At 38.6% G+C, this 23752-nt stretch carries 18 protein-coding genes; 5 read left to right on the top strand and 13 right to left on the bottom strand.

Annotation, left to right across the window (positions count from 1 at the left end; translation table 11 throughout):
• Nucleotides 1-9: 9 nt before the first annotated feature.
• Together AC4MCC_RS05790 and exaC are read right to left on the bottom strand one after the other, a co-directional pair.
• The gene (locus AC4MCC_RS05790) at nt 10-237 is read right to left on the bottom strand and encodes a hypothetical protein (RefSeq protein ID WP_419374595.1); all 228 of its coding nucleotides are present in this window, start codon (nt 235-237) and stop codon (nt 10-12) included.
• Between the two features lie 488 nt (nt 238-725).
• Nucleotides 726-2237, bottom strand: a complete 1512-nt coding sequence (gene exaC / locus AC4MCC_RS05785) for an acetaldehyde dehydrogenase ExaC (protein WP_180014192.1) — start codon at nt 2235-2237, stop codon at nt 726-728.
• 207 nt (nt 2238-2444) lie between these two features.
• Here exaC and AC4MCC_RS05780 point away from each other — a divergent pair, with 207 nt between their 5' ends.
• On the top strand, nt 2445-3626 hold the full coding sequence (locus AC4MCC_RS05780; RefSeq protein ID WP_491885788.1) for an AfsR/SARP family transcriptional regulator: 1182 nt from the start codon (nt 2445-2447) through the stop codon (nt 3624-3626).
• A gap of 448 nt (nt 3627-4074) precedes the next feature.
• Here AC4MCC_RS05780 and mdh read toward each other — a convergent pair whose 3' ends face one another.
• The 7 genes from mdh to AC4MCC_RS05745 form a co-directional block, all read right to left on the bottom strand.
• Nucleotides 4075-5247, bottom strand: a complete 1173-nt coding sequence (mdh, locus tag AC4MCC_RS05775) for an iron-dependent methanol dehydrogenase (RefSeq protein ID WP_034582942.1) — start codon at nt 5245-5247, stop codon at nt 4075-4077.
• Nucleotides 5248-6016: 769 nt separating this feature from the next.
• Nucleotides 6017-8893 carry a type I restriction endonuclease subunit R gene (locus AC4MCC_RS05770; protein WP_491876734.1) on the bottom strand — a complete coding sequence of 959 codons (2877 nt, stop codon included), beginning with the start codon at nt 8891-8893 and terminating at the stop codon, nt 6017-6019.
• 180 nt (nt 8894-9073) lie between these two features.
• Nucleotides 9074-9439, bottom strand: coding sequence for a hypothetical protein (locus AC4MCC_RS05765; RefSeq protein WP_491876733.1), 366 nt, complete (start codon nt 9437-9439; stop codon nt 9074-9076).
• An 18-nt stretch (nt 9440-9457) separates the two neighbouring features.
• Nucleotides 9458-10309, bottom strand: a complete 852-nt coding sequence (locus tag AC4MCC_RS05760) for a hypothetical protein (protein ID WP_491876732.1) — start codon at nt 10307-10309, stop codon at nt 9458-9460.
• Nucleotides 10310-10320: 11 nt separating this feature from the next.
• Nucleotides 10321-11433, bottom strand: coding sequence for a hypothetical protein (locus AC4MCC_RS05755; RefSeq protein ID WP_491876731.1), 1113 nt, complete (start codon nt 11431-11433; stop codon nt 10321-10323).
• Between the two features lie 44 nt (nt 11434-11477).
• Nucleotides 11478-12725: a restriction endonuclease subunit S gene (locus tag AC4MCC_RS05750; protein ID WP_491885787.1), complete on the bottom strand. Its 1248-nt coding sequence runs from the start codon at nt 12723-12725 to the stop codon at nt 11478-11480.
• A complete protein-coding gene (locus AC4MCC_RS05745) occupies nt 12725-14293 on the bottom strand; it encodes a type I restriction-modification system subunit M (protein ID WP_491885786.1) in 1569 nt (522 codons plus the stop codon). Before AC4MCC_RS05745 ends, AC4MCC_RS05750 begins: the two co-directional genes overlap by 1 nt.
• A 175-nt stretch (nt 14294-14468) precedes the next feature.
• Here AC4MCC_RS05745 and AC4MCC_RS05740 point away from each other — a divergent pair, with 175 nt between their 5' ends.
• Nucleotides 14469-14936, top strand: coding sequence for a hypothetical protein (locus AC4MCC_RS05740; protein WP_166136778.1), 468 nt, complete (start codon nt 14469-14471; stop codon nt 14934-14936).
• Nucleotides 14937-14970: 34 nt separating this feature from the next.
• On the opposite strand, the gene AC4MCC_RS05735 is transcribed toward AC4MCC_RS05740, so the two are convergent.
• From AC4MCC_RS05735 to AC4MCC_RS05725, 3 genes are all read right to left on the bottom strand, one after another.
• Nucleotides 14971-15996 (bottom strand): HNH endonuclease family protein, encoded by a 1026-nt coding sequence (locus AC4MCC_RS05735; protein ID WP_491876728.1) that lies wholly within the window; start codon nt 15994-15996, stop codon nt 14971-14973.
• Between the two features lie 21 nt (nt 15997-16017).
• Complete coding sequence (locus AC4MCC_RS05730) at nt 16018-16599, bottom strand: class I SAM-dependent DNA methyltransferase (protein ID WP_491876727.1); 582 nt, start codon at nt 16597-16599, stop codon at nt 16018-16020.
• Between the two features lie 81 nt (nt 16600-16680).
• A complete protein-coding gene (locus tag AC4MCC_RS05725) occupies nt 16681-18510 on the bottom strand; it encodes a GmrSD restriction endonuclease domain-containing protein (RefSeq protein WP_491885785.1) in 1830 nt (609 codons plus the stop codon).
• 273 nt (nt 18511-18783) lie between these two features.
• On the opposite strand from AC4MCC_RS05725, the gene AC4MCC_RS05720 reads away from it, so the two are divergent.
• Together AC4MCC_RS05720 and AC4MCC_RS05715 are read left to right on the top strand one after the other, a co-directional pair.
• Nucleotides 18784-19338: a hypothetical protein gene (locus AC4MCC_RS05720; RefSeq protein WP_419374586.1), complete on the top strand. Its 555-nt coding sequence runs from the start codon at nt 18784-18786 to the stop codon at nt 19336-19338.
• A complete protein-coding gene (locus AC4MCC_RS05715) occupies nt 19331-21541 on the top strand; it encodes a hypothetical protein (RefSeq protein WP_491885784.1) in 2211 nt (736 codons plus the stop codon). The genes AC4MCC_RS05720 and AC4MCC_RS05715 overlap by 8 nt, the downstream gene beginning before the upstream one ends.
• Before the next feature lie 422 nt (nt 21542-21963).
• On the opposite strand, the gene AC4MCC_RS05710 is transcribed toward AC4MCC_RS05715, so the two are convergent.
• Entirely contained in the window at nt 21964-22500 is a 537-nt protein-coding gene (locus AC4MCC_RS05710; RefSeq protein ID WP_419365859.1) for a TetR/AcrR family transcriptional regulator, read from the bottom strand.
• 250 nt (nt 22501-22750) lie between these two features.
• On the opposite strand from AC4MCC_RS05710, the gene AC4MCC_RS05705 reads away from it, so the two are divergent.
• Entirely contained in the window at nt 22751-23686 is a 936-nt protein-coding gene (locus AC4MCC_RS05705; RefSeq protein ID WP_491880132.1) for an alpha/beta hydrolase, read from the top strand.
• Nucleotides 23687-23752: the final 66 nt, after the last annotated feature.

Genomic DNA, 23752 nt, shown 5'->3' with positions numbered 1-23752 from the left:
TGAAATAATTCAAGACGCTGAAAAGTTATGTGCAGTAATTAAAATGCCATAATTGGCATTGAGATAATCACCGACCCGGATCACATCTGCACCATTGGCATGTTCAACCGTGAGTGTCTGACTTAAAGCATCATAATGAAAAGAATCATAGCAATCCTGATGCAGGCTTAGCCAATGCAGAGTATCTGCCAGATTCTCATCAACAATATAGGTATCAGACTGAAAGTCTTTACTCATGTTGCACCCGTAGAAGCTCTTTATTCACGGATATTTTAGCGAAAACTTCCGGATTTCAGGCACAAAAAAGTGAGCATCTGCTCACTTTTTTCTGTTCAGTATCAGTCTTTGTTGACCCCACACTTGCGACATTCCCAATGCGTTCCAATCTCTTCCATGTGTTGATATTCATAAATGTGCAAGCAGAATAGTTTTTTCAGTAGTTGAAGCATTATAAAACTCCCGTTTCATCATTTTTAAAATACGCTTCTTTAGGCACCCTTCCTGAGTGTCGATTTGTTGTTCTGGATAAAAACCACCTCTAACTTATAACCAGAATTTTTCAAAATGTAAAACCTATTTCATTCATTTTTACAACTTTCCGATAAAGTTAAATTTCAATTGATTCATGCTTTTAATTAGCATCTGTGATCTATATCTCAAATACCACTTATTAAAGATTCTCTACTATAAAAAAAGCGAACCGAAGTTCGCTTTTTTGCTTTTATTTAGAAGAAACCAGCTGGCTTGGTTGAATAACTCACCAACAGGTTTTTGGTCTGCTGGTAATGATCCAGCATCATCTTGTGGTTTTCACGACCGATCCCAGATTTCTTGTAACCACCAAAGGCTGCATGGGCCGGATAGATATGATAGCAGTTGGTCCAGACACGACCCGCTTCAATGGCACGGCCAGCGCGATACGAGGTATGTGCCGAACGTGACCAGACACCAGCACCTAGGCCATAAATCGTATCGTTGGCAATCTTGATGGCATCATCAAAATCTTTAAAGGTGGTTACTGCCAGTACCGGCCCAAAAATTTCTTCCTGGAAGGTACGCATATTATTGGTGCCTTTAAAGATGGTCGGTTCAATGTAGAAGCCTTGCCCGACTTCCTGACGTACACCGCCACCAACAAGCACTTCTGCACCTTCGCCGCGACCTGTTGCAATACACCCCAGAATCTTGTCCTGCTGTTCCTGCGATGCCTGCGCACCAATCATGGTTTCAGTATCGAGTGGATGACCAGTTTTAATACGTTTAACCCGATCGATTGCCAGTTCCAGGAACTGATCAGCAATACTTTCCTGGACCAAAGCACGTGATGGACAGGTACAGATTTCCCCTTGGTTCAAGGCAAACATGGTGAAACCTTCCAGTGCTTTTTCCAGATAATCATCCTGCTGCGCCATGACATCTTCAAAGAAAATATTTGGTGATTTACCACCAAGTTCCAGTGTCACCGGAATAATATTTTCAGTGGCATATTGCATGATTTGCTGACCTACAGCAGTCGAACCAGTGAAGGCAATTTTGGCAATACGCGGATTCACAGCCAGTGGACGGCCGACTTCAACACCATAGCCATTCACGATGTTTAATACACCTTCAGGTAACAGGTCCTGAATCAGCTCAGCCAGTACCAGAATACTGACCGGGGTCTGCTCTGCCGGTTTCAGAACGATACAATTGCCTGCGGCCAAAGCCGGTGCCAATTTCCATGCTGCCATCAAGATCGGGAAGTTCCATGGAATGATCTGACCAACCACACCTAAAGGCTCATGGAAATGGTAGGCAATGGTATCTTCATCAATCTCAGAAATGCCGCCTTCTTGCGCACGGATACAGCCGGCGAAATAGCGGAAGTGATCAATCGCTAAAGGAATATCAGCAGCCAGGGTTTCACGGATTGGCTTGCCATTGTCCCAGGTTTCAGCCACCGCCAGCAGTTCCAGATTGGCTTCGAGACGATCAGCAATTTTGAGCAGAATGTTAGAGCGAGTCGTTGGAGATGATTTATTCCATTGTGCTTTAGCTTTATGCGCAGCATCCAGCGCCAGTTCGATATCTTCCACGCTAGAACGTGGCACTTTGGTAAACAGCTTACCATCTACAGGAGAAATATTATCAAAGTATTCGCCTTTGACTGGCGGCACCCATTGCCCACCAATAAAGTTGTCATACTGGGCTTTGAAATGAACTTTTGAGCCAGGCTGGTTCGGATCGATATAACGCATATGTATTTCCTTTGCTTATTTTAATCTTTAAAAATGCTGCATCTACAGCTTTGGTATAAGGTACATCCGTACTCTATTTAGTTAACATACGCGTTATAAGGTTGGAGAAAGGTTGGCACTCAACCGATTTACATTTCTTTTGATTCCTCATAAAAACAATAATAATTACATTTGGATGTAAATCATGAATTATTGTGAGAATAAGGAATGATGACAGAACAGAGCTTGATACAACAAAGGCAAAAAATTGATCAGCTTCGTCAAAGCAGCAGTTTATCGCCTTCACATGCAGCACAACTCGAACAGAGCATTGTTAGCTCCTGGCAGCGCTCTTCTTTAGCCGAGATTCCCAAAAATCGTCTGGCTGCCCCATTAACAGATATAAAACAAATCAGCACTTCTTCGGCTTTAAGTCATGCCTTGGAACATTGTGCGGAAAATTTAAAGCATATTGCTGAACAGTCCTCTATGGTTTTGGCCGTTGGAGATATTGGCAGTACGGTACTATGGAGAGCCTCCTGCCCTGAATTGCGCACAATTGCTGATAATATTCATTTAGTTGAAGGAGGTCAGTGGCGTGAGGAACTGGTCGGAACCAATGCCCTTGCCCTATCCATTAAAACCCAACAATCGAGCTGCGTGTTTTCCAGCGAACATTACATGCCATCAGTACAAGATCTGGTCTGTTATGCCTCCCCCATTATTGATCCTTATTCCAAACAGATTCTAGGGGTCATTGACCTGTCCACCCACTGGCAAAAACATAATAGCTTAGGGCTATTAGCAGCCGAACGTTGTGCATCCATCATTCAATCTGCTTTACTGGAATCGCAAAAACAGCGTTTATATATTCGTGCCTTTTCTGTACCTCAGGTGATTTTTAATGGTAAGACCCTGACCATAACCCCACGCCAGACTGAAATTCTCGCTATTTTGGCTTTATGCCCACAAGGTTTAAGTCTGGATCGCCTACATCAAGCACTTTATGGCGAGCGTAAAGTCAGCATGGGTACGCTAAAAGCTGAAATGTCACAGTTACGCGATATTCTGGGCGGTATGCTTGGTTCGCGTCCTTACCGTTTACTGGCGCATGTTGAAGCGGATTTCTTACAGACTGAACAGTCGCTTGATGCTGGTTATATTGATTCAGCCTTAAAACTGTATACCGGAGTCTTTCTGGCAAAAACTGAAAGCCTATTTTTATGTGCTTGGCGGGATTGTCTGGAATCACGTCTCAGTGATGCCATTTTTAAAGCCAATGAAACTGATGTATTACTTAAGCATGTTGCTCGCTTTCCTGAAGCAATTGATGCGGTTGAACGTCTGATTGAACTGATGCCAAAAGGTCATCCAGTACATCAAACCCTGCTTAAATTTCAGGATATTTAAAAATCAGATCATTTCTTGTTTGGCTTCTCGTTAGCAAGATAATTACGGCTATCTTCCATTAAGAAGATTTCAACTTATAAAAATATAAAAAGCATTTAACTACTTTAGAATTATAATTTTTTTATAACATTTTATTGATTTAGCTCATGCTACGAATAAGCTTTTAGCAATACTCTGCTCATTCCAGTATTTTATTATTATCGAATTCATTCAGTTAATTTTAATAAGCTATACCCTGATGAATTAACTGCCCAAATATATTTTTTGAAAGCAAAAATTTAGGCAAAAAAAGAGCAACGCCTGCTCCATATCCTTATCAAGGGTGGTAAGGATCAGCCAAGATCATCGCATGGGGATACGTTTATCTTGGCGCACTTCCTAAGAAGCGCGAACAGGGTTGCATAAAATGTAAGTCTGCCGAGTGGAGAGAATCGACTTACATAGAGGCTTACAGCGCCGCTTTAAAAATCTCTACGACTTGTGCATGGCTAGCCTTACGCGGGTTGGTCAGCATACAGGCATCCTTTTGCGCATTTTCTGCCATAATGGCAAGGTCTTCCTCTTTAACCCCTAAGCCTTTCAGACCAGATGGAATTCCAATTGAAGCTGAAAGCTGGCGAATCGCGTCAATCGCTGCATAAGCTGCTTCAGTCACAGTTAATCCTTCAGTATTTACACCCATCAGCTGGGCAATTTTTGCATAGCGATCCGGACAGGCAATCAGGTTAAATTCGCATACGTGCGGTAGCAAAATCGCATTACATACACCATGTGGCAGGTTATAGAAACCACCCAGCTGGTGTGCCATCGCATGCACATATCCGAGTGATGCATTGTTGAATGCCATGCCTGCCAGATACTGTGCATAGCTCATTGCATCACGCGCTTCAATATTTTCACCATTTGCCACTGCCTGACTCAGCCATTCACTGATCATGGTAATGGCTTTCTCTGCACAGGCATCTGTGATCGGATTGGCTGCTATAGAGACATAGGCTTCTACCGCATGAGTCAGTGCATCCATACCTGTTGCCGCAGTTAAGCCTGCTGGCTTGGCAATCATCAGTTTTGGATCATCGATCGCAATCAGTGGGGTACAACGCCAATCCACAATTGCCATTTTGACATGGGTATCGGTATTGGTAATGATACAGAAGCGTGTCATTTCCGACGCAGTACCCGCTGTAGTATTCACTGCAATAAGCGGTGTCATAGGCACAGTACTTTTATCAATACCTTCATAGTCACGGATATGACCACCACCAGCAGTGACTAGACCAATACCCTTGGCACAGTCATGTGATGAACCGCCACCGAGCGATACAATAAAATCGCAGCCGTTGTCATTGTAGGCTTGCACGCCATTATGGACGTTAATATCGGTTGGGTTTGGTTCTGCACCTGGGAAGATATGGCTGTCAACACCAGCCTCTTTTAAATAATTTGCGATGGTATCTGCGACACCAAATTTGTATAAGCCTTCATCGGTCACAATCAGGGCTTTCTTGGCACCTAAATTTTGTGCTTTAACGCCAATTTCTTTGGCACAGCCTGGACCGAAAAGTGAAACACAAGGGATATAAAAACCGTTTGTTTGATCTGCGATATTCTTAAAAGCCATGGTTCGATTCCTTCTACCATTCATCTTATTATCGGTGACCCTCACCGTGATTTAAGTATTGAATGAACGATAAAAGAATCCCACCTACTAAAAGCCTACCTTATGATAAGAGATTGAAATTTTAGTTATTTTTGAAGATAGATAGTGCTTAAATGAATTCAAAAAATAAAAAAGCACCTAAGAGTATTGCTCCTAGATGCTTGATGTATTTGGTGGGCCCAGACGGACGATAACAAAATTTTATCCTATTGAATTTAATATAAAAATTATCATAAAAATATGTAAGGATACAAATCAGGATACACGATTTATTTGTTTATTTTTTAACCAAAATTAAAGTTTAGTAACATATAATTTAAGGTGGTTTTAGTAGACTTTTTAAGAATACAACATCACCATGTACATAAGAATACTTTATGATGAGATCATCATATAATTCATTTTACCAAGATCAGATAAAACTCATAGTAATATAGGAGAGATTATCCTTACCTGAAGGTAATAGTCCTTTCTAATATCTTTAAATTGCCAATACAGTAGCTACGATAGCTAAATGCATCACCCTAATTTAAATTTCGAGGTGATCTAACCACTTTACCATTATATGCAATTTCTCAAAGATCTCTCTAACAATTGTTTATTCTAAATGTTCATCAACCTCGACCTTTTTATCAGGAAATTTCCATTTATAACTTACATACTTAAACGTAGCTTTACCTCTTTGCATAGCTGAAACTTTGCATCAAGATTTGGCATGTATATTCCCTATTCAAATCCCTGTATAAAAAGTCTGAATGAACTGCTTAGTCTTATCCCACAACTGATTAAATACAGTCTCTCTTTCAAAGAGCTTGACTTTAAAATTCGGTAAATCCTTTAGCTCTTCTTTCCTTGGTAAACGCTTTGTAAATTCGTAGTTTTCCAGAACAGTTCTCATTGCTTCAGGCTTCAAGTTTTCCTCTTGGCAGAGGTACTGATAGGCTTGTTCTTTCTCCGCATCCCAGAAAGCAGCAAAAGTGCTCTGGACACTTTGTCCATTGATCATCTTCGGCATGTTTTCTTCAATGAACTTCTGAATCAGTTCCTGCTTGTCATGCAAGGTAACTTCATTACCAATTAGATCATGTATCTGTGCTTCGTATTTCTTGCGTTTGGCCTCATCCCCGCTATCCAGAGCCATTTGCAGCAAATTGATAATATAGCCCACATTGATCCGGTCACTATGTAGCAGATCCAATTGGAAATCGACATCATCCAGTACAGAGACTTTTTCTTTTTTCGTAGTCTTGCGTACATCACGACATAAGTCAGCATACTTGGAAGCAAAATTGGCAAAGTGCTGTTTATCTAAAGCGGTCTGGTTCTGATCGTATTCGATAAAGGTTTGCAGCTGAGCGTTATAACGCATCACTTCACGGAAGGCCTTAATAAACTCCAACTGCTGATCTTCTGTCATGAGATCATCCACGCTTTGATAATCAGGCGTGATCTTGAGCAACTTCTGAACAGCAGCATCATAATCCTGCTTAATTTCCTCAAAGCTTGGAACCAGTACCACCTTTTGCGCATCTTTATTGGAAAATAGCGCCAGTGCTTCATCTGTTGCACGTTTTAGGTTGCGGAAACAGATGATATTGCCAAATGGTTTTTTATCGTTATAGACACGGTTGGTGCGTGAGAATGCTTGAATCAAACCATGATATTTTAGATTTTTATCGACATACAAGGTATTTAACGGCTTAGAGTCAAAGCCCGTGAGGAACATATTGACCACGATTAGAATATCAATCTGTCTGTTTTTTACGCGCTGTGCAATGTCGCGGTAGTACGCATAAAATTGATCACCAGAATTGTAGTTGGTTTTAAACTGTCGGTTGTAATTGGCAATGTAGCGATCCAGCTTATCCCGACTGGATGAATTGACCTGACTTGGAATATCTGCGGCTTCTTCATGAATCAAGCCAGTTAAGTCATCAGTCGGTACAGCCTCATTTGCCGCATAGGAAAAGATAGTGGCAATGGTCAACGGTTTAAATATCCGACCTTGTGCTTCATCTTCAATTTGCTTTTCAGCCTGCACCTTTTCAAAGAGGTCGTAATATTGGGTCAGTGTTTCGACCGAACTGACACAGAACATTGCGGTAAATTCGCGATTACGAGTTTTGGTATCGTGAATATTGACAATGTAGCGGGCAATCATTTCAAGGCGTTGCGGATTGTCATACAGTTCTTTGGTATCGATGCCTTCTACATCTTCCTCATAACTTTCATTCGTCGCCATGCCTTTGGCGGTGTATTTGCCACGATAATCAATCTGGAACTGCAAGACGTTACGATCACGGATGGCATCGACAATCACGTATTTATGCAAACACTCATTAAACAGGTAATCTGTGGTGAGTTTTAAACCTGCTTTACTTTGGCTGTTCTTTTCAAAAATAGGCGTACCGGTAAAACCAAACATTTGTGCATTGCTGAAGAATTTTTTGATGTTCTGATGGGTCTCACCAAATTGACTGCGATGACATTCATCAAAAATAAACACCACTTTTTTATTTTTAAGATAATCAATCGATTCTAAATAACGGTCGGTACTGATGGCTCGATTGAGTTTTTGGATGGTGGTCACAATCAGTTTGTCGTGGCGTTGATCCAGCTGTTTCACCAAGGTCGATGTGTTATCAGTGCTGTCCACGCTGTCGGCTTTAAAAGCATTAAACTCACGTGAGGTTTGTGTGTCGAGGTCGTTACGATCCACCACAAACAAGACCTTTTCTACATCGGGCATTTGCATGATGATCTGACTGGCTTTAAATGAAGTCAAGGTTTTACCTGAACCTGTAGTGTGCCAGATATAGCCGTTCTGATTGGAGTTTTGCACATGCTGCACAATTTTCTGTACTGCATAAATCTGATAGGGACGCAGCACCATCAGGCTTTTGGTGGTTTCCAGCAGTACCATGTACTGGGTCAGCATTTGGGTTAGATGCTGCTGATTTAAAAATGCTTCGGCAAAGTCGACAATTTCATTGGTGTGTTTGTTATGGACATCCGCCCAAGGAAAGGCAAACTCGATGCCTGTGGTGCCGTTGGAGTAATAACGGGTATTGGCACCATTACTAATGACAAACAGCTGAATAAAACCAAACAGCCCTTGCCCTGCCCAATAGGCTTCACGAATATAGCGTTGCGTTTGATTAAAAGCTTCGGCGATTTCCATGCCTCGTTTTTTTAGCTCGATCTGTACCAAAGGCAAACCATTAACCAAGAGTGTGACATCAAAACGGCTGGTTCTGCCATTATAGTCGCGGTGGTCGATAGTGATTTGATTGGTGACCTGATAAATATTTTTGCTAGGATCATCAGACAGGAAAAAAAGGTGTTTACTGGTACCATCATCAAATTTGACTGGAAATAGATCACGCAGATTTTTGGCGCGCTCAAACACTGTGCCCGTGTTCAAAAAACTGATGACCTGTTTCCATTCCGTTTCTGACAGTGGCGCAAGTCCATTGGCACGTTCGACTTGGTTTTTTAGGTTAGACAGTAGTTGGCTTTCGTCCTTGATGGTCACCGCAGCATATCCCAATTGCTTGAGCTGGCTAATCAGTTCATTTTCAAGTTGATATTCGCTTTGTACTGTCATTTCACCATCACTTTAAATCAATATTTAACAACAACTTAACCAATACAATAACTAAGCATAGTTTTAGCTATTTATCAAATTTTAGACTCTATTTAAACAAAATCTGTGCAACGCATATTTTTCATTAATCTCATTTAAAGACTTGATAAGAGGAATACCACATAGAAAACTTTTAAAGAATCAGTGCATTAATCTCAAAAACTGAGGATTATTCACCTTCATTTGCAAATTGTTTTTATATTCTTCAATTGTTCCTCGAGCACAGAAACGCTTACCTACCATGCCATCAATACGACCGAAGCGCTCTTCAAACCATTTGTAGTTATTGTCCCAAACTAAAAGCGTCAACGTTTGATTCGGATACATTCGATCAAGATTTAAATAATGCCGATTTCCTAAATGCTTAATCTCAGCTAACTGCCCACATGCCATCACGGTCTTACCAACATGGAATGGAGCTTTAATTGCCTCAATTTTAATTTCCTGCGAAAAAGCATTTAAGCTCGCCATAGACAACAAAGAAGTAATTAATATTTTTTTTAGCATAGGGAACACCTTAAGTATTTAATAGCTTGAAATCTGATTTTCAACAGAGCGAATCACAATTTGAGGAACACCTTTATAGCTTTCGATTAAGCCAGTGATACAAATATTGCTACCCTCTGATGTCGGCATGATGTTGTTTGACCAAATCACTGCACTGAATTTATGTTTTGGATATATACCTCCAAAATTTATATACGTTGCTTTTGATGTTTGTGAAATTTGACTCACTTCACCACACACAGTCGTACTTTCTCCAATATGTGCATCTGCTTCATATACTGAAATTTGACCAGATGTCGATAAATTTGTATCGTCTATATTGCCTTCAAATGGATTTAAAACAGCCTGTCTTGGCTCTTCAATTTTAGGTTGATCAATTGGTTTAGTAGTTGATGCTGTATCAGTTTCTATTTGTTGCTCATGCACATTCGATGGCGTAAATCTTTCTGGCAAGTCTTGATTTTGTTGACTGTCCACTGGCAATTGTCGTGTGGCATCTGCTATTTCTTCTGCGTTAAGAAGTACCTGATCTTCTCTAGCAACTGCAGATTCATTGTTTGAAAATAAAATATAGCCACCAATAAAAATTATCAAAGCAATCAAGCTAACAATTACAGCCTTATATTGTTTATTCTTGCGAGTCTGTTCTTGGTAAATAGGATCAAGACCCGCTTGCTTTCTAAACTCTAATTCTTGTTCAACCTGCTTCCTCTGTGCTTCTAGCGCAAACTCATCTTGTTTTTTCTTTTGCTCAAAATCGTATCGCTTTTTTTCTTTCAGCTCCTGATTAGTCTCTGAAAAGAATTTGCAAATACTTAGAACAATCATGACCGCTACGAAAATTGCAAAACCAATAGCAAATTCAAACATTCCGTTTCTCTTTACACGATTTGATCCAATGAGCCTAGAATCATCTGAGGCTTGCCTTTGTACTCCTCGATCATCCCTTTCACACAGAGTGTATTATTTTCTACATTTCGCAGTTGTTTGCTGATATGAGAGTTATTATTCCAAATGACTACTGTAAATGTTGCTTTTGGATAAGGTTGATCAAAGTTCAAATACACCCCTTTTGAGAACTCTTTTAATTGGGCTACCTTACCGCATACTATTCGATTTTGACCAATATACATACTAGCTTGAATAGATTGAATATGATTCGCACTTGAAGTTGAATTTTGATCTGCCTGAACATCTGATGAAAGATAACTAGATGAAACTTGCTGTGTTATGGGTATATTTTCAGCAGATTGTGAGGTTGATTTTATATATACCACTGCACCTAGCGCAATAGAGGCAACAAGACCTACTCCGATATAAATCTGTTTTTTGATTTCATTTTTAACTGAGCCAAGCTCTTGTGTTTGCCTTCCTTTCATCTCTGAAAGTTCTTTTTGTACATTTTGTAGTTCTTGTAAATGATTTTGTTTAAATGCATCTATACCTTTTCTGACATTGCTTAGCTCATTTGAAACATCTGAATGATTTAGTGAATTATTTGTAGTTTGCTGTTTTTCATAATCGGCTATTTTAGCTTCATATTCAGCGATCAGAACTTGAATCTGTTTTTGTTTAGATTGTTCAGTAATTTGATGGCTCACTTGAGCTTGTAATGCTTTACGAATCTCAAGGATTACTTGTTGCTGTTGTTGAAATGCTTTTTTATTGGTATAGCGTAAGACAATTCCAAATTGTTGAATTAAATCATTCTGACGCTCGAGAAAGTCATTAAACTTTTCATAGCCCTTATTATTGATTTTTGCGTAACCGTCCAACTCAATTGGCAATTGATAGCCTTTGCTTTTATTAACGATCATGAAATCAATATACCGATTACCAGATTTATTATCTTTAAACGGATACTGAGCGATAACATCATCGGGGGAGATTTCTGGAATTTGACTTAAGATTTCATCTACAAATTTTTCTTCATACCCAACAATATGCTTAATCTTGTCTCTATTTTCATATTTCCACTTTTGCCAATCCAACATTCCACACCCATACAAAAAAATTTAAAAACTCTAAACCTTAAAATTCACACAAACATCTGCTGCAACAAGCCTTTTTTCCAAGTTTTAGCCTGTTCAATTTGCTGTGCCACCACTTCAATTTTTTGGTCAATTGCAGATAAGAAATTGGCGATTTTAGTTTGTTCTTCTAAGCATGGGACTTTGATTGGAAGCTGTTTTAAATCGCTCAAACCAATTCTTTTTCTTGTTGATCCTGTACTTACATCAGATGCACTTTGTCTAAAATCTTGATAATTAATTTGATAAAACATAAAAATTGATGAATAGTTTTTTTTATCAACAACTAAGCGGATTCCATCTGAACACATTACATAACGATCATGATGTTTAGGAACAATACAGCAACGAGCAACAGGATCACCCATTTTGGAAATTAAAATTTCATCTGGATAAATGTTACAGCTTAATAATTCATTAGCTTTTTCAGGTGACGTATAGATTTTATAGTCATTTAAAAATGCACCATCACCTATGTTCTGAAGTTGAATAATTCTAATACCTAATTCAGTGTAATCCTCAGACTTTAAATTTGACCCAAATGGACCACCTGTGAAACTCCACTTAATATTAGTATCTACAGAATCTATTAATGTCTTTTCTTCCCACTCCCCAAACTCACTACCATCATCCGCTTTAAAACGAATCTGCTGACTAAACAGCTTTTGCATCATGCCCTGTTTATATTGACTAAGTAGCTGATGTTTTTTCGTGAGCTGGCTAATCTTTTCATCCACGGCTGAAAGAAAAGAAGCGATTTTGGTTTGTTCTTCAATTGAGGGAGCAAACAATTCTAAAGGTTTTAAAACTTGTAAATTGATATTCTTCTGAGCATTTTGAGTTGCTTGAGAATCTAAGACTTCTTTTTGTAAATCTATTAAATTTTTTAGAAAGATCGTATTAGCTTTATCTTTTTTTGATTGAATCGCCACAACACTGTCAGGACAAGCAACAGCATATCGAGTAATTGTTGTATCACCTATATTTGCAGCAATTGTAATTAAAATAGTATCCGCAGGAAAAACCTTACTAACTTTAATACCATCAGCATTTAATGTTTGACTATAACCCTTTAAATACATATCAGAGCCAGCAACATCACCAGTCTGAACAAATGGCATTTCTCCATCAAAATAACGAGGGTCATTTCGAGGACGAACCGAAAACTTACCTCGTTCAACTTCTGCCAAATTCTCTAACGTAGTTTCTTCCCAGTCATCGGTAAACTCCGTGAATCTCAATAGAGGTGCAACCATTACTTCACCTCCGCAAATGGTGAAACAATCCCTAGCTCTTTGCAGAAATCTGCAATGATGGCATCGGTTTTTTGGCTGTCGTGTTCCAAAGCTTGAAGCTGTTTTGCAATCGCATCTAAATCAATTTCGGCTTCCGCTTCAAAGGTATCCACATAACGCGGAATATTCAGATTGTAATCGTTATCTTTGACTTCTTGCAAAGTCGCCACATGCGCATATTTTTCAATATTTTCACGCTTTTCAAATGCCGCAACAATCTTATCTAAATGCTCAGGCAATAACTTGTTTTGATTCTTCTGCTTTTCAAAATCATTGCTGGCATCAATAAACAGAATATTGCCGCTCTGCTCACGGTTTTTCTTCAACACCAAAATACAGGTCGGAATAGACGTGCCATAGAAAATATTGGCGGGTAGACCAATAATCGCATCCACCACGTTCATCTGTTCAATCAGGTACTGACGAATCACGCCCTCACTTGAACCACGGAACAAGACGCCATGCGGTAATACCACCGCCATGGTGCCGTTGTCATCGAGTTGATACAGCATGTGCTGTACAAAAGCCATATCGGCTTTAGAACTTGGCGCCAGTTTGCCATACGCAGCAAAGCGTTCATCTTGTAAAAATAACGGATCGGCAGACCATTTTGCAGAAAATGGCGGATTCGCCACCACCGCATCAAACTTTTTATCTAAATGCTGCGGACGGGTTAAAGTATTTTCCTGCTTGATGTCAAACTTGGCAAAATGCACATCATGCAGAATCATGTTCATGCGCGCCAAGTTGTAGGTGGTACGGTTCATTTCCTGACCGTAAATCATATCGACATCTTTCACTTCACGTTTTACCCGAAGCAATAACGAACCTGAACCGCAAGTCGGGTCATAGACTGAACGTAAACGGTCTTTGCCTTGGGTGACAATCTTTGCCAGTAAAGTCGATACCGTTTGCGGGGTATAGAATTCCCCCGCTTTTTTGCCCGCGCCTGAGGCAAATTCACCAATCAGGTATTCGTAAGCATCTCCCAGTACATCGGCTTCGGTATTACTAATATCAAAATCAATATCATCTAAATGGCTAAGGACTTTCGCCACCAGTGCATTACGGTCACTGGCATTATTGCCAAGCTTGGTCGAGTTTAGATCCAAATCTTCAAACAGGTTGGCAAAGTCATCGGCAGAGTCGGTGCCTAAAGTGCTTTGTTCAATTGATTTTAAGGTCGCAGTTAAATCATCCAAAATGAATTCGCCCTGACGACCACGCTCGGCTAAGGTATGGAATAGCTGTTTTGGTGTGAGCGCATAACCGACTTCGGCAATGGCATTCTTTTTAATTTCTTCGATGTACGGCACATGCTCAGGATTATTTTCATCTAATTCTAAAAAGCTGAGGTCTTCACCATCGAGCAATTCATTGGCAAAGTTCACCGATTTTTCTGATAAATATTTAAAGAAAATAAAACCCAGTATGTAATCACGGAATTCATCGGCGCCCATGGTGCCACGCAAAGTATTGGCGATATTCCAGAGCTGTTTTTGCAGTTGTTGGAGTTGTACTTGGGTCATGTTAAAAATCAACCAAAAATCATTATTTTAGAATGGCAATACTTTGCCATATCTGACTCTTTAAATTAAGCACTAATTTCTTAAAAGATTACTCTTACGACATAAATTGTCGTAACATGCTTAAGCCTAGATTTCCTTATTTTATTGATTTAATAATAAGAATTATGGAGTTAATATGCTTTTTGATAATACGATGAATAAAGAGTTGCAGTCCTTTTCTAGAAACATTGCTTCTCAATTACTCTTAGGGGGATTTGCATTATTATCTCTCTATACAATTGATACTAAGTCTAATTTATCTTTATTTAACTATACCTGCCTTTATATATTAGGAATATTACTTATTCTTTGGTCTATGTACTCTGCTATTAGTAATGTTTGTATTTTATATAACGACTATCGAGATTATTTATGGCGTCAGGGAGAGAAATTTGATCGTATTCGCCTTATGACTAAGCCAAATAAAGAAGACAATAACTTAATTGAAATATCAAAAAAATTCAAAGGATTAAGAAATAGTCTTTTAATTAAGTTCAGATTAGAAGGTGCTTTCATATTGCTAATTTGGGCTTCGTTTGGATTTATTTATATACTAGGTATTGTTATGGTATTTCTACAGCAAACTAAAGTTCTGAGTATTTAGCCTAGCATATTGATAATAAGTTTAGGTTATCATTTTAAAATATTGCTATCCCACTACTCATAGGTTCCCATTTCTTACTACTACCCATGGTCAATGTGGCACAATTATAAGCATCCTGCAGAAAGCCTCGCCGCGCTTGCTCTGTAAATCCTGTCTGGGCAATTAAAGTTTCTCTTAATGGATGATGGCTAGTAATCAAATACTCATTACGCTTATGCAAGCGTTCTAATAAGTTTACTGAAGGCAACCTATCAAACTTCCCTTGTTGACCACGATTACATGAGGGACATGCTAATACTAAATTCGCAACTCCGTTGATAGGCTTTTGAATATCACACTCACGAAGTTTATGTGGGAAAAAATGATCAACATCCGCTGAATGTTCAAAAAGCTGTTCAATCGTAACTGGAGCAAAACAATAAAAACACCTGCTCTTCTGGTATCCATTTAAAGCAGGCTTAGCTGATGTGACATTTATTCTTCGTATTTTATTGTCCGCAACCAAAATTCCTTGATCGTCGTGCTGAATTTGTACTAAATGCTTAGGTAAATTCATATCCCAAGCTGTTTCAACTAAGCGCCATCTTGCTTCAGTTTCATCGATCAAATCTTTAGAATTCTGTGCTTCAAATAGCTGAAATACTTCATCAGTCAAAATGATGCCTCCATGCGTTTTTCGGGCATCCATAAAAAATCTTTGTGGAAGTTCCTGACCATGTACATTATGAAAAGCATCAATAACATTCACAAAACCATATTGCACTGTCTTTGCGATCAAAGTTTGCTGATCTATTTCATCTGCATTAAACGCGCGGCAAAAATCCAAGAATTTACTAGAGCTTGAAGTTGCCTGCTTATCCACTAATTTTAAGTGTTCACAGATATGATGACTAAATGGGCCAGCCAGTTGATCGAGTGTAATGACCGTACCAGAAGAGGCTTGTAACTCGTATAGCGACTTAGCTAAAGCAAACTTGTAGGAAGCTACATTACGTCCAAATAGAATAACAGCACGCCAATAATTTTCTAAAGATGGCTCAATCTCGTAAAACTCAGACATTAAATCGATTTCCGTATTATTTTATTTCTTTTTCCAAAGTATATTCAGCCATTTTTCATTACGTTCAGGACGTTTATCTACTGTGATCCACTGTTCTAATATCTCATTACCATCTAACTGGTCTAGCAATGCTTTGGCCTGATTTTCATCTAGATCCGTAAATGATCTACCATCTTTTTCACGATCTGTCGTTCCATATTTAAAAGACATATAGCAAACACCAGTACAGCGCAATGAACGATGAATTCTGCGCAGTACATCAAGTAACTTATCCCTCTCGCAATGTAGTAAGGATGCACACGCCCAAACACCATCATATTGATTGGATTCAGCTAATTCATAAAAACTTGCATGACGCACTTGAATACCTGTTAATATCGTAGCTTGCTCAACCAATACTTTGGAATAATCCATTGCTTCAACCGTATAGCCTTTATTTTTAAATGCTAATGTATCGCGACCAGATCCACAGCCTAAATCTAAAATATGAGCATTATTTGGTAATTTTTCTAGAAACGGCTGATACAAACTTTCCATATCAACGTAGAGTGTGGCTTGCGTAAATTCATCTGCATACTGATTGTAATAGTCTATTGTTTTCATAATTAATGCTTGGGCCAAAAACTAAACGTAGTCTACTCAAAAACAAAAAATTAAGGGAGTCAATGCTCCCTTAATATCTCACTAAACGATATTATCTTCTGTTAGTGTTTTACCCATTACTCTAGAAATGATCTTCAATAATTGCTGTTGACGAGCATCAATAAACGCTTCGAAATTATCAGTTCTTAGCAACTCAGGCTCAATAAAGTGTGATGCTAAGATTTGGTTCATACTGATATCATCCATCAACACTGTCTTATGATTTTGCAAGTCATTAAGATATTTCGACGGTGCCTTACCACCAATCATACGATTTGCTTTATACGAAATTGGTGTCTTATTAAGGATAGAGTCATATATTTTAGAAGGCTTATTATTTTCTTCACACCATTTTTTCGGAAAGATGTGATGAATGTCCAATGCAACTTCTTCGACATCTAAATTTTGAACCGATTCCTTCCAGAAGAAGTCTTGTGCCCCCTCTCTCAGCGCCAATGTATTTAAGCCTTTATATGCTGCACTCAAGCGAGATCTCAACGTTTTCAGGCGTTGTGCCTGAAATGAGGATTCTTGAATTGTTCGAATTTCATGATCAGGGTTTACAACCCAATTGCTAAAATCTTCTAAATCATTAGCAATCCGCGTTTCAACGGCGCCACCATAAAGCTCACCGAGTACACCACACCAGTACCATTGGCTTAATTTTTCATAGATTTTCGGCTCTAACCATCTTTCCTGAAGCAATGTTAAAATCGCTGCCAATGGAACTAGCTGTGTTCGATAAGGTAAATCTTTGGTAAAGAAAAAGCATTCTTTCCTTAAAAATTTTGCGACTAATAAAAATCCTCTTTCTACTTCGTCTGCCCATTTTTTATAATCTGAAAGAGACATACCCAAAATAGCTGAACGTTTTGCACTGACCGCAGAAATAAATTTACCAGTCTTCTTAGCTGCGATATCTGCTTTTCTCTGTTTCAAAGTACTTAATAAGCTAATAGCTTGTAAGTAATCTGTTGGCTCTACAAGCTTTAATATAGATTCTTTATCACTCAATCGTTTAGCACGACCAATTGGATTACGCTCAGGATGCCCATACCAATCATCCCTGAGGTTATATCCTTCAGCAGCAAATGTTGCTGTAACAAGTTCAAATACAGATAACGGCACACCACCTGTATTCACTTTTTCAAATACCAAACAGACTGCTTCTTTAGAATTTTCTTTATTTAATTTAATGACCGGCACAGCATACTGTCTAAAGCTTTCAAGAATTTTCTCTCTAAATTCCATATATTCTTGAATTCTGTTTGTATGGTTTTTAAATAAAACAACTTCCCATTCATTGGCATTAAAAATTCGATTACATGGGAAAAAAAATGCTTTGCATTCTTTTTCTATCGTTGAGAAATCTAACTCAATTTCCTCACCTTTCTCGTTTTTTATTTTTTTGATATCTCGCCCAAAGTTTGTCTTAACAACTTTATCTTCTTCTACAGAAATGAATGCATCCTCTAAGTTCCCGTTTAGTGCCCTTTCTATATCAATATAATAAAACCGCTTGATTACCCGCCCCTTTTCATCAAAGGTTTTTACTGGTTTCTCTAGCTTAAGTACTTGTGTTAATGAAGTTAACCGCTGCTGACCATCTAAAATTAACTCTTCAGGTTCAATGTCTTTTTTTATAAGCTCAACATTTTCTACAGGTCGTACTTGAAACCTAACTTCTCCACCTGTTTCTAGGAGCATTACTGCACCCACAGGAAAAGATCGAGAAATACTGACTAATAAAGACTTAATGTGCGCATCATCCCAAACCCACCCTCTTTGGAAATCAGGAAGCTGTAATTTCCCCTCAACTATCTTTTTCAAAATATCACTTAAATTTTCTTTTATACTATCAAAATTACTCATGTACAGCCTTTTCCAAAATGGTTGTTCCAAAAATCCTAGTATTAATAAAATACAATATGGGTTAAAACCTCAGAGATTTTATTTTATAAATATTTTTATTTTATATTAATTTAAGACAATTAGGCCTACTAGAGTTCTTATTTAAACTTTAACTAGATTCAAATTTTTCAACAAAAACCACCCTCCTTTATTCCCAAGTTTTTGATCAAGCATTCAGAGCATGTATTTAGGTTCTATCATAGAGATAGGTCATAAAAATAATAAGAAACCTCTATGAAAAGAAATTTACCCACTGCGATGGCTAAATCAATGTCACACAAAGAAAAGGCTCTTAAACTACTAAAAATAGTGAAAGGCTTTGACCTTTGTCTCCATGAAGTCACTAAGGCAATGCCTTCAGTACTGCCTATCCACCCAGGAATCCAAGCCTTCACTACGGTTCGAAAGAAAATTCTGAGGCATGCAGAAAAACTGGAGTGGGAAGATATCCATTTTCAGCTCACTCAGCAATTTGTCACTATGTTGGTACAGTCTAAAATCAATATTGACCAAATCTTTCCAAACAGACTGCTGATGTTATTCAATCAGTATCTGAGCAAGACCTTTATTTATGATCTGAACAGTCGTATATACGACAAACCTCATACCTCGATGTCGATGGAACTGTTGGCCAAAATCCTAGGTTTTACACGGAACCAGCTCAACTATCGCCAATCTCAAATTGATAAAGCTTTTAAAACTAGATTCTCTGCCCTTCAAGCCAAATGCGAAGCCCTACATCATATACATATAGAGCCTTCAATGTTCTGGAGAGTTGAACATGCATGACTCTCTTCAATCCATCATGGTTAGGTTGTTCGGGTCTGAAAAAACACTGGAGGCCTTTCAGTATTTAGGTGCTCATTTCTTAAGCGAGACGCCATTGCTTGAAGACCTTAAGTCGCTGCATCCATACTTCGATCAATCTTTATCATTAGAAAAACTAGTGATTCATTTATCCCAGCAAAAACCGCATCCAACTCAACAGCCGATCAGTAGCTATCTATACTGCTTAAAAGACTTAAACTCAGATCACCCAGCCTATCTCTGGGGCATCAATACAGTCTTTGCCTTGAGTACTTTAAGTAGCATTAATCCAACAACATCCTCTAACCATCAAACCACTATTACAACGCTAGCCAGCCGGTTCCGCCTCGCCTCCCTGGCCCTGATCAAAGCTCAACAGAATAAAAAACTGTCTAAATATGAAAAATTATATGTATGGCTTTGGGATCAGTTACCTCAATCTCCAACTTCTCTGAAAGCTTTTGTTCAGCAACTTTGTGATTTGGAACAATCTGGCAAGTTAACAAGCTTCCAATTTAATCTCATCCGGGATATTAGACGGGCCTATAGTTATGTACTGAATCTGACAGCAAAAAAGCAGGGACATCACAACTCATCCCATAAACGCTTTGAACAATATAGCTTGGAAGATTCAGACAGTCTTCTGATCCTTCAGGAACTGTCCACATCCGAGCAAGTCCGGTCTCTGCAGTTTGAGGAACTATCGGATCAGCCAGAGCTACAGCACGTTCAGATTGATACGGAAGCAGTGTCACCGTTATGCAAGCAATCTAAAAGCATTCAACAGCAATCAGTCAAATTGATGCAGCAGTACATTGTTCGACTTCAGCATCGTTTTAGAAGTAGTAATCATTATCCTGATCTGGAATCTATTTGTTTACTGATTACACATTGCTGGAATCAATACAGTACAGCGCAATACAGAAATAAAGCCTATCTCATTATTCTGCTCAGCTTTCTCACTGGCAATTCGACGGAGGAATGGCTCAAGGTACAAAGTCCCAAAATCTCGCGTTTGAATCAGCGGCAACGTTTAATCTGCGTTGATGGCAGGTATGTCCTGCGCTCTAAATTTACTTTGTTTGATCCAGTGCACTTCCCTCATAAAGATGCTTTACAGAATCAGATCACGCACTTTGATTTACCCTTACCCTATAACTTTATCGAAGGGTTAAAGACAGGACCTGTTCTTGAACAGTCTCATATTAGGAGCGCATTGAAAACATGCCGTGAAGAACTCTATATTCCCTCTCTCACAAGTAAGAAATTAACTACTCTATTACATGCCTCTATTTATCATATGACTGGGAATGCACAACTTGCTGATATTTTGACTGGTATAGATGCTAACCGATCCAGTTCTATTTCCTACTGCTCTTACCCGGTCTATCGTTTGCAGAGTCAGTATCTTGATACGGTTAAGCACTTATCTGCTGAAATGACCAAGCTGTTTCATATCGATCAACCATCAGAAAATTTCGGTAGTCTTAAAGCACCGACACCTTCTACTGTGACCAGTGTCTTTGCCTACCTGTACGCTCAAGTGATTCAAGCCATGCATCAATTTGATGTAGTTGCCACCTATAACCATTACAACATCTGGCTATGGCATATCCTGCTATTATTTACAGCAGCACGACCTGTAAAGGATTTTCCAGGAGTGTTAAAAGACTTTGATTTAGAGCAAGGCTGGCTGTGGGTGTCAGATAAGGAGATTCATGGGAGACAGGATGATGGACGCATACTGCCTTTATGTGACTTTCTTAGAAATGAACTGAAATGCTATCTGAAATATTTAAGAAAGAATGCTGCGAGTATTGCTGTACATATAGAGAACGGCTCACAGTATATCGATGATATATTTGAGAGTAAGAAGCCATTACTGGGGGTATTTCTTGATCACCAGTGGCAACCTCTTAGTCCTTCCATTGTGGCGGAATTTACCGAAGGCATGCAGCTTGATCATGCCAACTGGCTCAGACATACCACACGTGCATTTCTCACTGACAAAGCTGAGGAATCTTTAATTCTTGCGCTGTTTGGACATGAAAAGAATCAGCAGGAAATAGGTAATCGTTATTCTAGCCTTCTTATAAATGCTTATCGAACACTAGCTAATACACTCAATGAAATGAAGGATTTTTTTCAGATTGACGGAATGTGTGAAGACATTGGAGATCTTTAGATTCGTAAGATAATACAATATAGATAGAAACCATAAAGATACATATAATTAAAAGGCATTAATTTTCAAAATCTTATATAAAATTTTATATTAAAAAAAATACAATTTAGCTTAAAATCAAAGAGATTTTTTATTTAAAAGTCATTGATTTTAAAAAAATATAATCATAAAGAACTATTTTAATACTTACATTTTCTCTCTATAAACACAATCTTTTTCAACAAAAATTTCCCCTTTTTACTCTAGGTTTCTGATCATGAATTCCTAAGATAGCTTTTACTTCTATCATTAAGATAGAAGTGAAGTAAATGAGTATAAAACTTCTGATATTTGCCAAGCTTTTTCATAACTTAAAATATGCTCATTTTTAAAATTCTTATAGTGTGAAGAACTTCTATACCTTATGCCTATTCATAACTAACTTATGAACTAGCAATCAAAGCCGAACAAATTGCCCGTTTTTCTGGTTCAGATAACTGATGGGCTAAAAGACCTTCAATGGTGAAGACAGCTATTTTTACTCTAGGCTCAATTTGATCAGTGGCCACCCCTATCTTCTGTAGCTCTAAACGAAACAATGCTTCCACCATGACATGGAACCTCTCATGCCACTCCTTTAGTTCTGGTGAAAATTTTAATCTGGCATGCACAGTACTCACTAGGCGATCAACTAATTGAAGTTGATCCACTACCCAGATTAAACGTTCAGAAAGATCCTTTGAAGATTGCAACATGTATTCATTTATATGCTTCGTTAATTCAGCATTCAAAATGCTCACTAGCAGTTCATCTTTGTTTTTGAAATACCAATATATTGTATTTGGAGCTACCTGAGCTTCGACCGCAATGCGGTTGATTGAAGTAGCATCATACCCTTCGGTTAGAAACAACGAACGTGCAGCATCGATGATCTCTTGTTGTTTTTCTTCCCGATCTTGTACACGTTTATTACGGGCCATTCAGTTTTCCCACTCTACTAAAAATTAAGGTGCTATCACATAAAATAAATCAAAGCAGTATCGTAAATTCTTCTTGAATGCTATTCAAGAATATAGTTAAATCATACCATCTTGAACGACATTCAAGATAATGTAAAAGAATAATAATGCACTACGGATTGATCAAAATAAATTTAATTTTCTGGTGCATTTTTAACAAGAAATAAGATGGAAGGCAGCCATCAAGAAATCTAAGAGCAGGCCAAACTATATGACAAAACGCAAATATCCTGATACCTCACATATTGAAAAATCAGTTTATGAGTCTAACTTCCTAACTGAGGGCGATATGTGCTCAGCAACATTACATGTACCTAAAGAGTCAACAACGCAAAAGCTGCCTGCTGTTTTAATGGTAGGTGGTTGGGGAAGTATTCAAGGTGCATTGACCGATTCTTTCATCAATCACTTTGTTACCCAAGGTTATGCTGTGATGGAATTTGACTATCCAGGCTGGGGATTGAGTGGAGGTCTGCCACGTCAGGATATTAATCCGTGGAAGCGAGTAAAAACCGTTAATAAGGCATTATCACATTTAAAGTCCCTGCCTCAGGTGGATGCAGACAATATTATTGCCTGGGGTACTTCATTTGGTGGTGGACATGTGGTGGATCTGGTAGCAGAACACCCTGAATTAAAAGGCGCCATTATTCAAGTTCCTATGCTAGATGGGATCAGTACAGTACGTTCTGTACCTCTACCCCAAATGTTTAAGTTTTTAGGGTATGGTTTAGCGGACAGAATTAAACCAGGTGAACGAATTTGTATTCCAACTGTGTCACAACCGGGTCAATTAGGAGCGATGGATCGTGATCAGGCCTGGAATGCCATGGAACTTGCTAAAGAGAAATTGAATATAGACTATGATAATCGTGTTACTGCACGTTCGCTTTTGACCATGGGGTTCTATCGCCCATGGAAACGTTTAAAGCAGGTCAAAGTACCTATGTTGATTGTAGGGGCAACTCAGGATACCGTCGCTCCGTTCGTAGCTAAAAAGATCGAAAAGGTAAAGAATCCTTTCATTCAAATGAAGAAAATTGAAGCGGACCATTTTGACCCTTATTTTGAGCCATACTTCTCACAAAATTTAAGTTATCAGTTAGACTTTTTAAACAGCTTAAAGCCTTCAAGAGCACACGTATAAATGCCATACTGTTTATAACAGCTAAAATAGCCTTATCCTTGGATAAGGCTGTTTTTTAAAGCGATC

The sequence above is a fragment of the Acinetobacter sp. CAU_H_56 genome (genome assembly GCF_058599425.1).
Note: the sequence above shows the minus strand (reverse complement) of the source record. Positions and strands in the feature narration are given on the sequence as shown.

Bases quoted from the DNA above. Each gene is read 5' to 3' on its own strand.
- AC4MCC_RS05710 (WP_419365859.1), bottom strand. From the start codon at position 22,500: ATGGCCCGTAATAAACGTGTACAAGATCGGGAAGAAAAACAACAAGAG.
- AC4MCC_RS05730 (WP_491876727.1), bottom strand. From the start codon at position 16,599: ATGAAAACAATAGACTATTACAATCAGTATGCAGATGAATTTACGCAA.
- AC4MCC_RS05770 (WP_491876734.1), bottom strand. From the start codon at position 8,893: ATGACAGTACAAAGCGAATATCAACTTGAAAATGAACTGATTAGCCAG.
- AC4MCC_RS05760 (WP_491876732.1), bottom strand. From the start codon at position 10,309: ATGTTTGAATTTGCTATTGGTTTTGCAATTTTCGTAGCGGTCATGATT.
- AC4MCC_RS05745 (WP_491885786.1), bottom strand. From the start codon at position 14,293: ATGACCCAAGTACAACTCCAACAACTGCAAAAACAGCTCTGGAATATC.
- AC4MCC_RS05720 (WP_419374586.1), top strand. From the start codon at position 18,784: ATGAAAAGAAATTTACCCACTGCGATGGCTAAATCAATGTCACACAAA.
- mdh (WP_034582942.1), bottom strand. From the start codon at position 5,247: ATGGCTTTTAAGAATATCGCAGATCAAACAAACGGTTTTTATATCCCT.
- AC4MCC_RS05765 (WP_491876733.1), bottom strand. From the start codon at position 9,439: ATGCTAAAAAAAATATTAATTACTTCTTTGTTGTCTATGGCGAGCTTA.
- AC4MCC_RS05750 (WP_491885787.1), bottom strand. From the start codon at position 12,725: ATGGTTGCACCTCTATTGAGATTCACGGAGTTTACCGATGACTGGGAA.
- AC4MCC_RS05780 (WP_491885788.1), top strand. From the start codon at position 2,445: ATGATGACAGAACAGAGCTTGATACAACAAAGGCAAAAAATTGATCAG.
- AC4MCC_RS05740 (WP_166136778.1), top strand. From the start codon at position 14,469: ATGCTTTTTGATAATACGATGAATAAAGAGTTGCAGTCCTTTTCTAGA.
- AC4MCC_RS05735 (WP_491876728.1), bottom strand. From the start codon at position 15,996: ATGTCTGAGTTTTACGAGATTGAGCCATCTTTAGAAAATTATTGGCGT.
- AC4MCC_RS05705 (WP_491880132.1), top strand. From the start codon at position 22,751: ATGACAAAACGCAAATATCCTGATACCTCACATATTGAAAAATCAGTT.
- AC4MCC_RS05725 (WP_491885785.1), bottom strand. From the start codon at position 18,510: ATGAGTAATTTTGATAGTATAAAAGAAAATTTAAGTGATATTTTGAAA.
- AC4MCC_RS05790 (WP_419374595.1), bottom strand. From the start codon at position 237: ATGAGTAAAGACTTTCAGTCTGATACCTATATTGTTGATGAGAATCTG.
- exaC (WP_180014192.1), bottom strand. From the start codon at position 2,237: ATGCGTTATATCGATCCGAACCAGCCTGGCTCAAAAGTTCATTTCAAA.
- AC4MCC_RS05755 (WP_491876731.1), bottom strand. From the start codon at position 11,433: ATGTTGGATTGGCAAAAGTGGAAATATGAAAATAGAGACAAGATTAAG.
- AC4MCC_RS05715 (WP_491885784.1), top strand. From the start codon at position 19,331: ATGCATGACTCTCTTCAATCCATCATGGTTAGGTTGTTCGGGTCTGAA.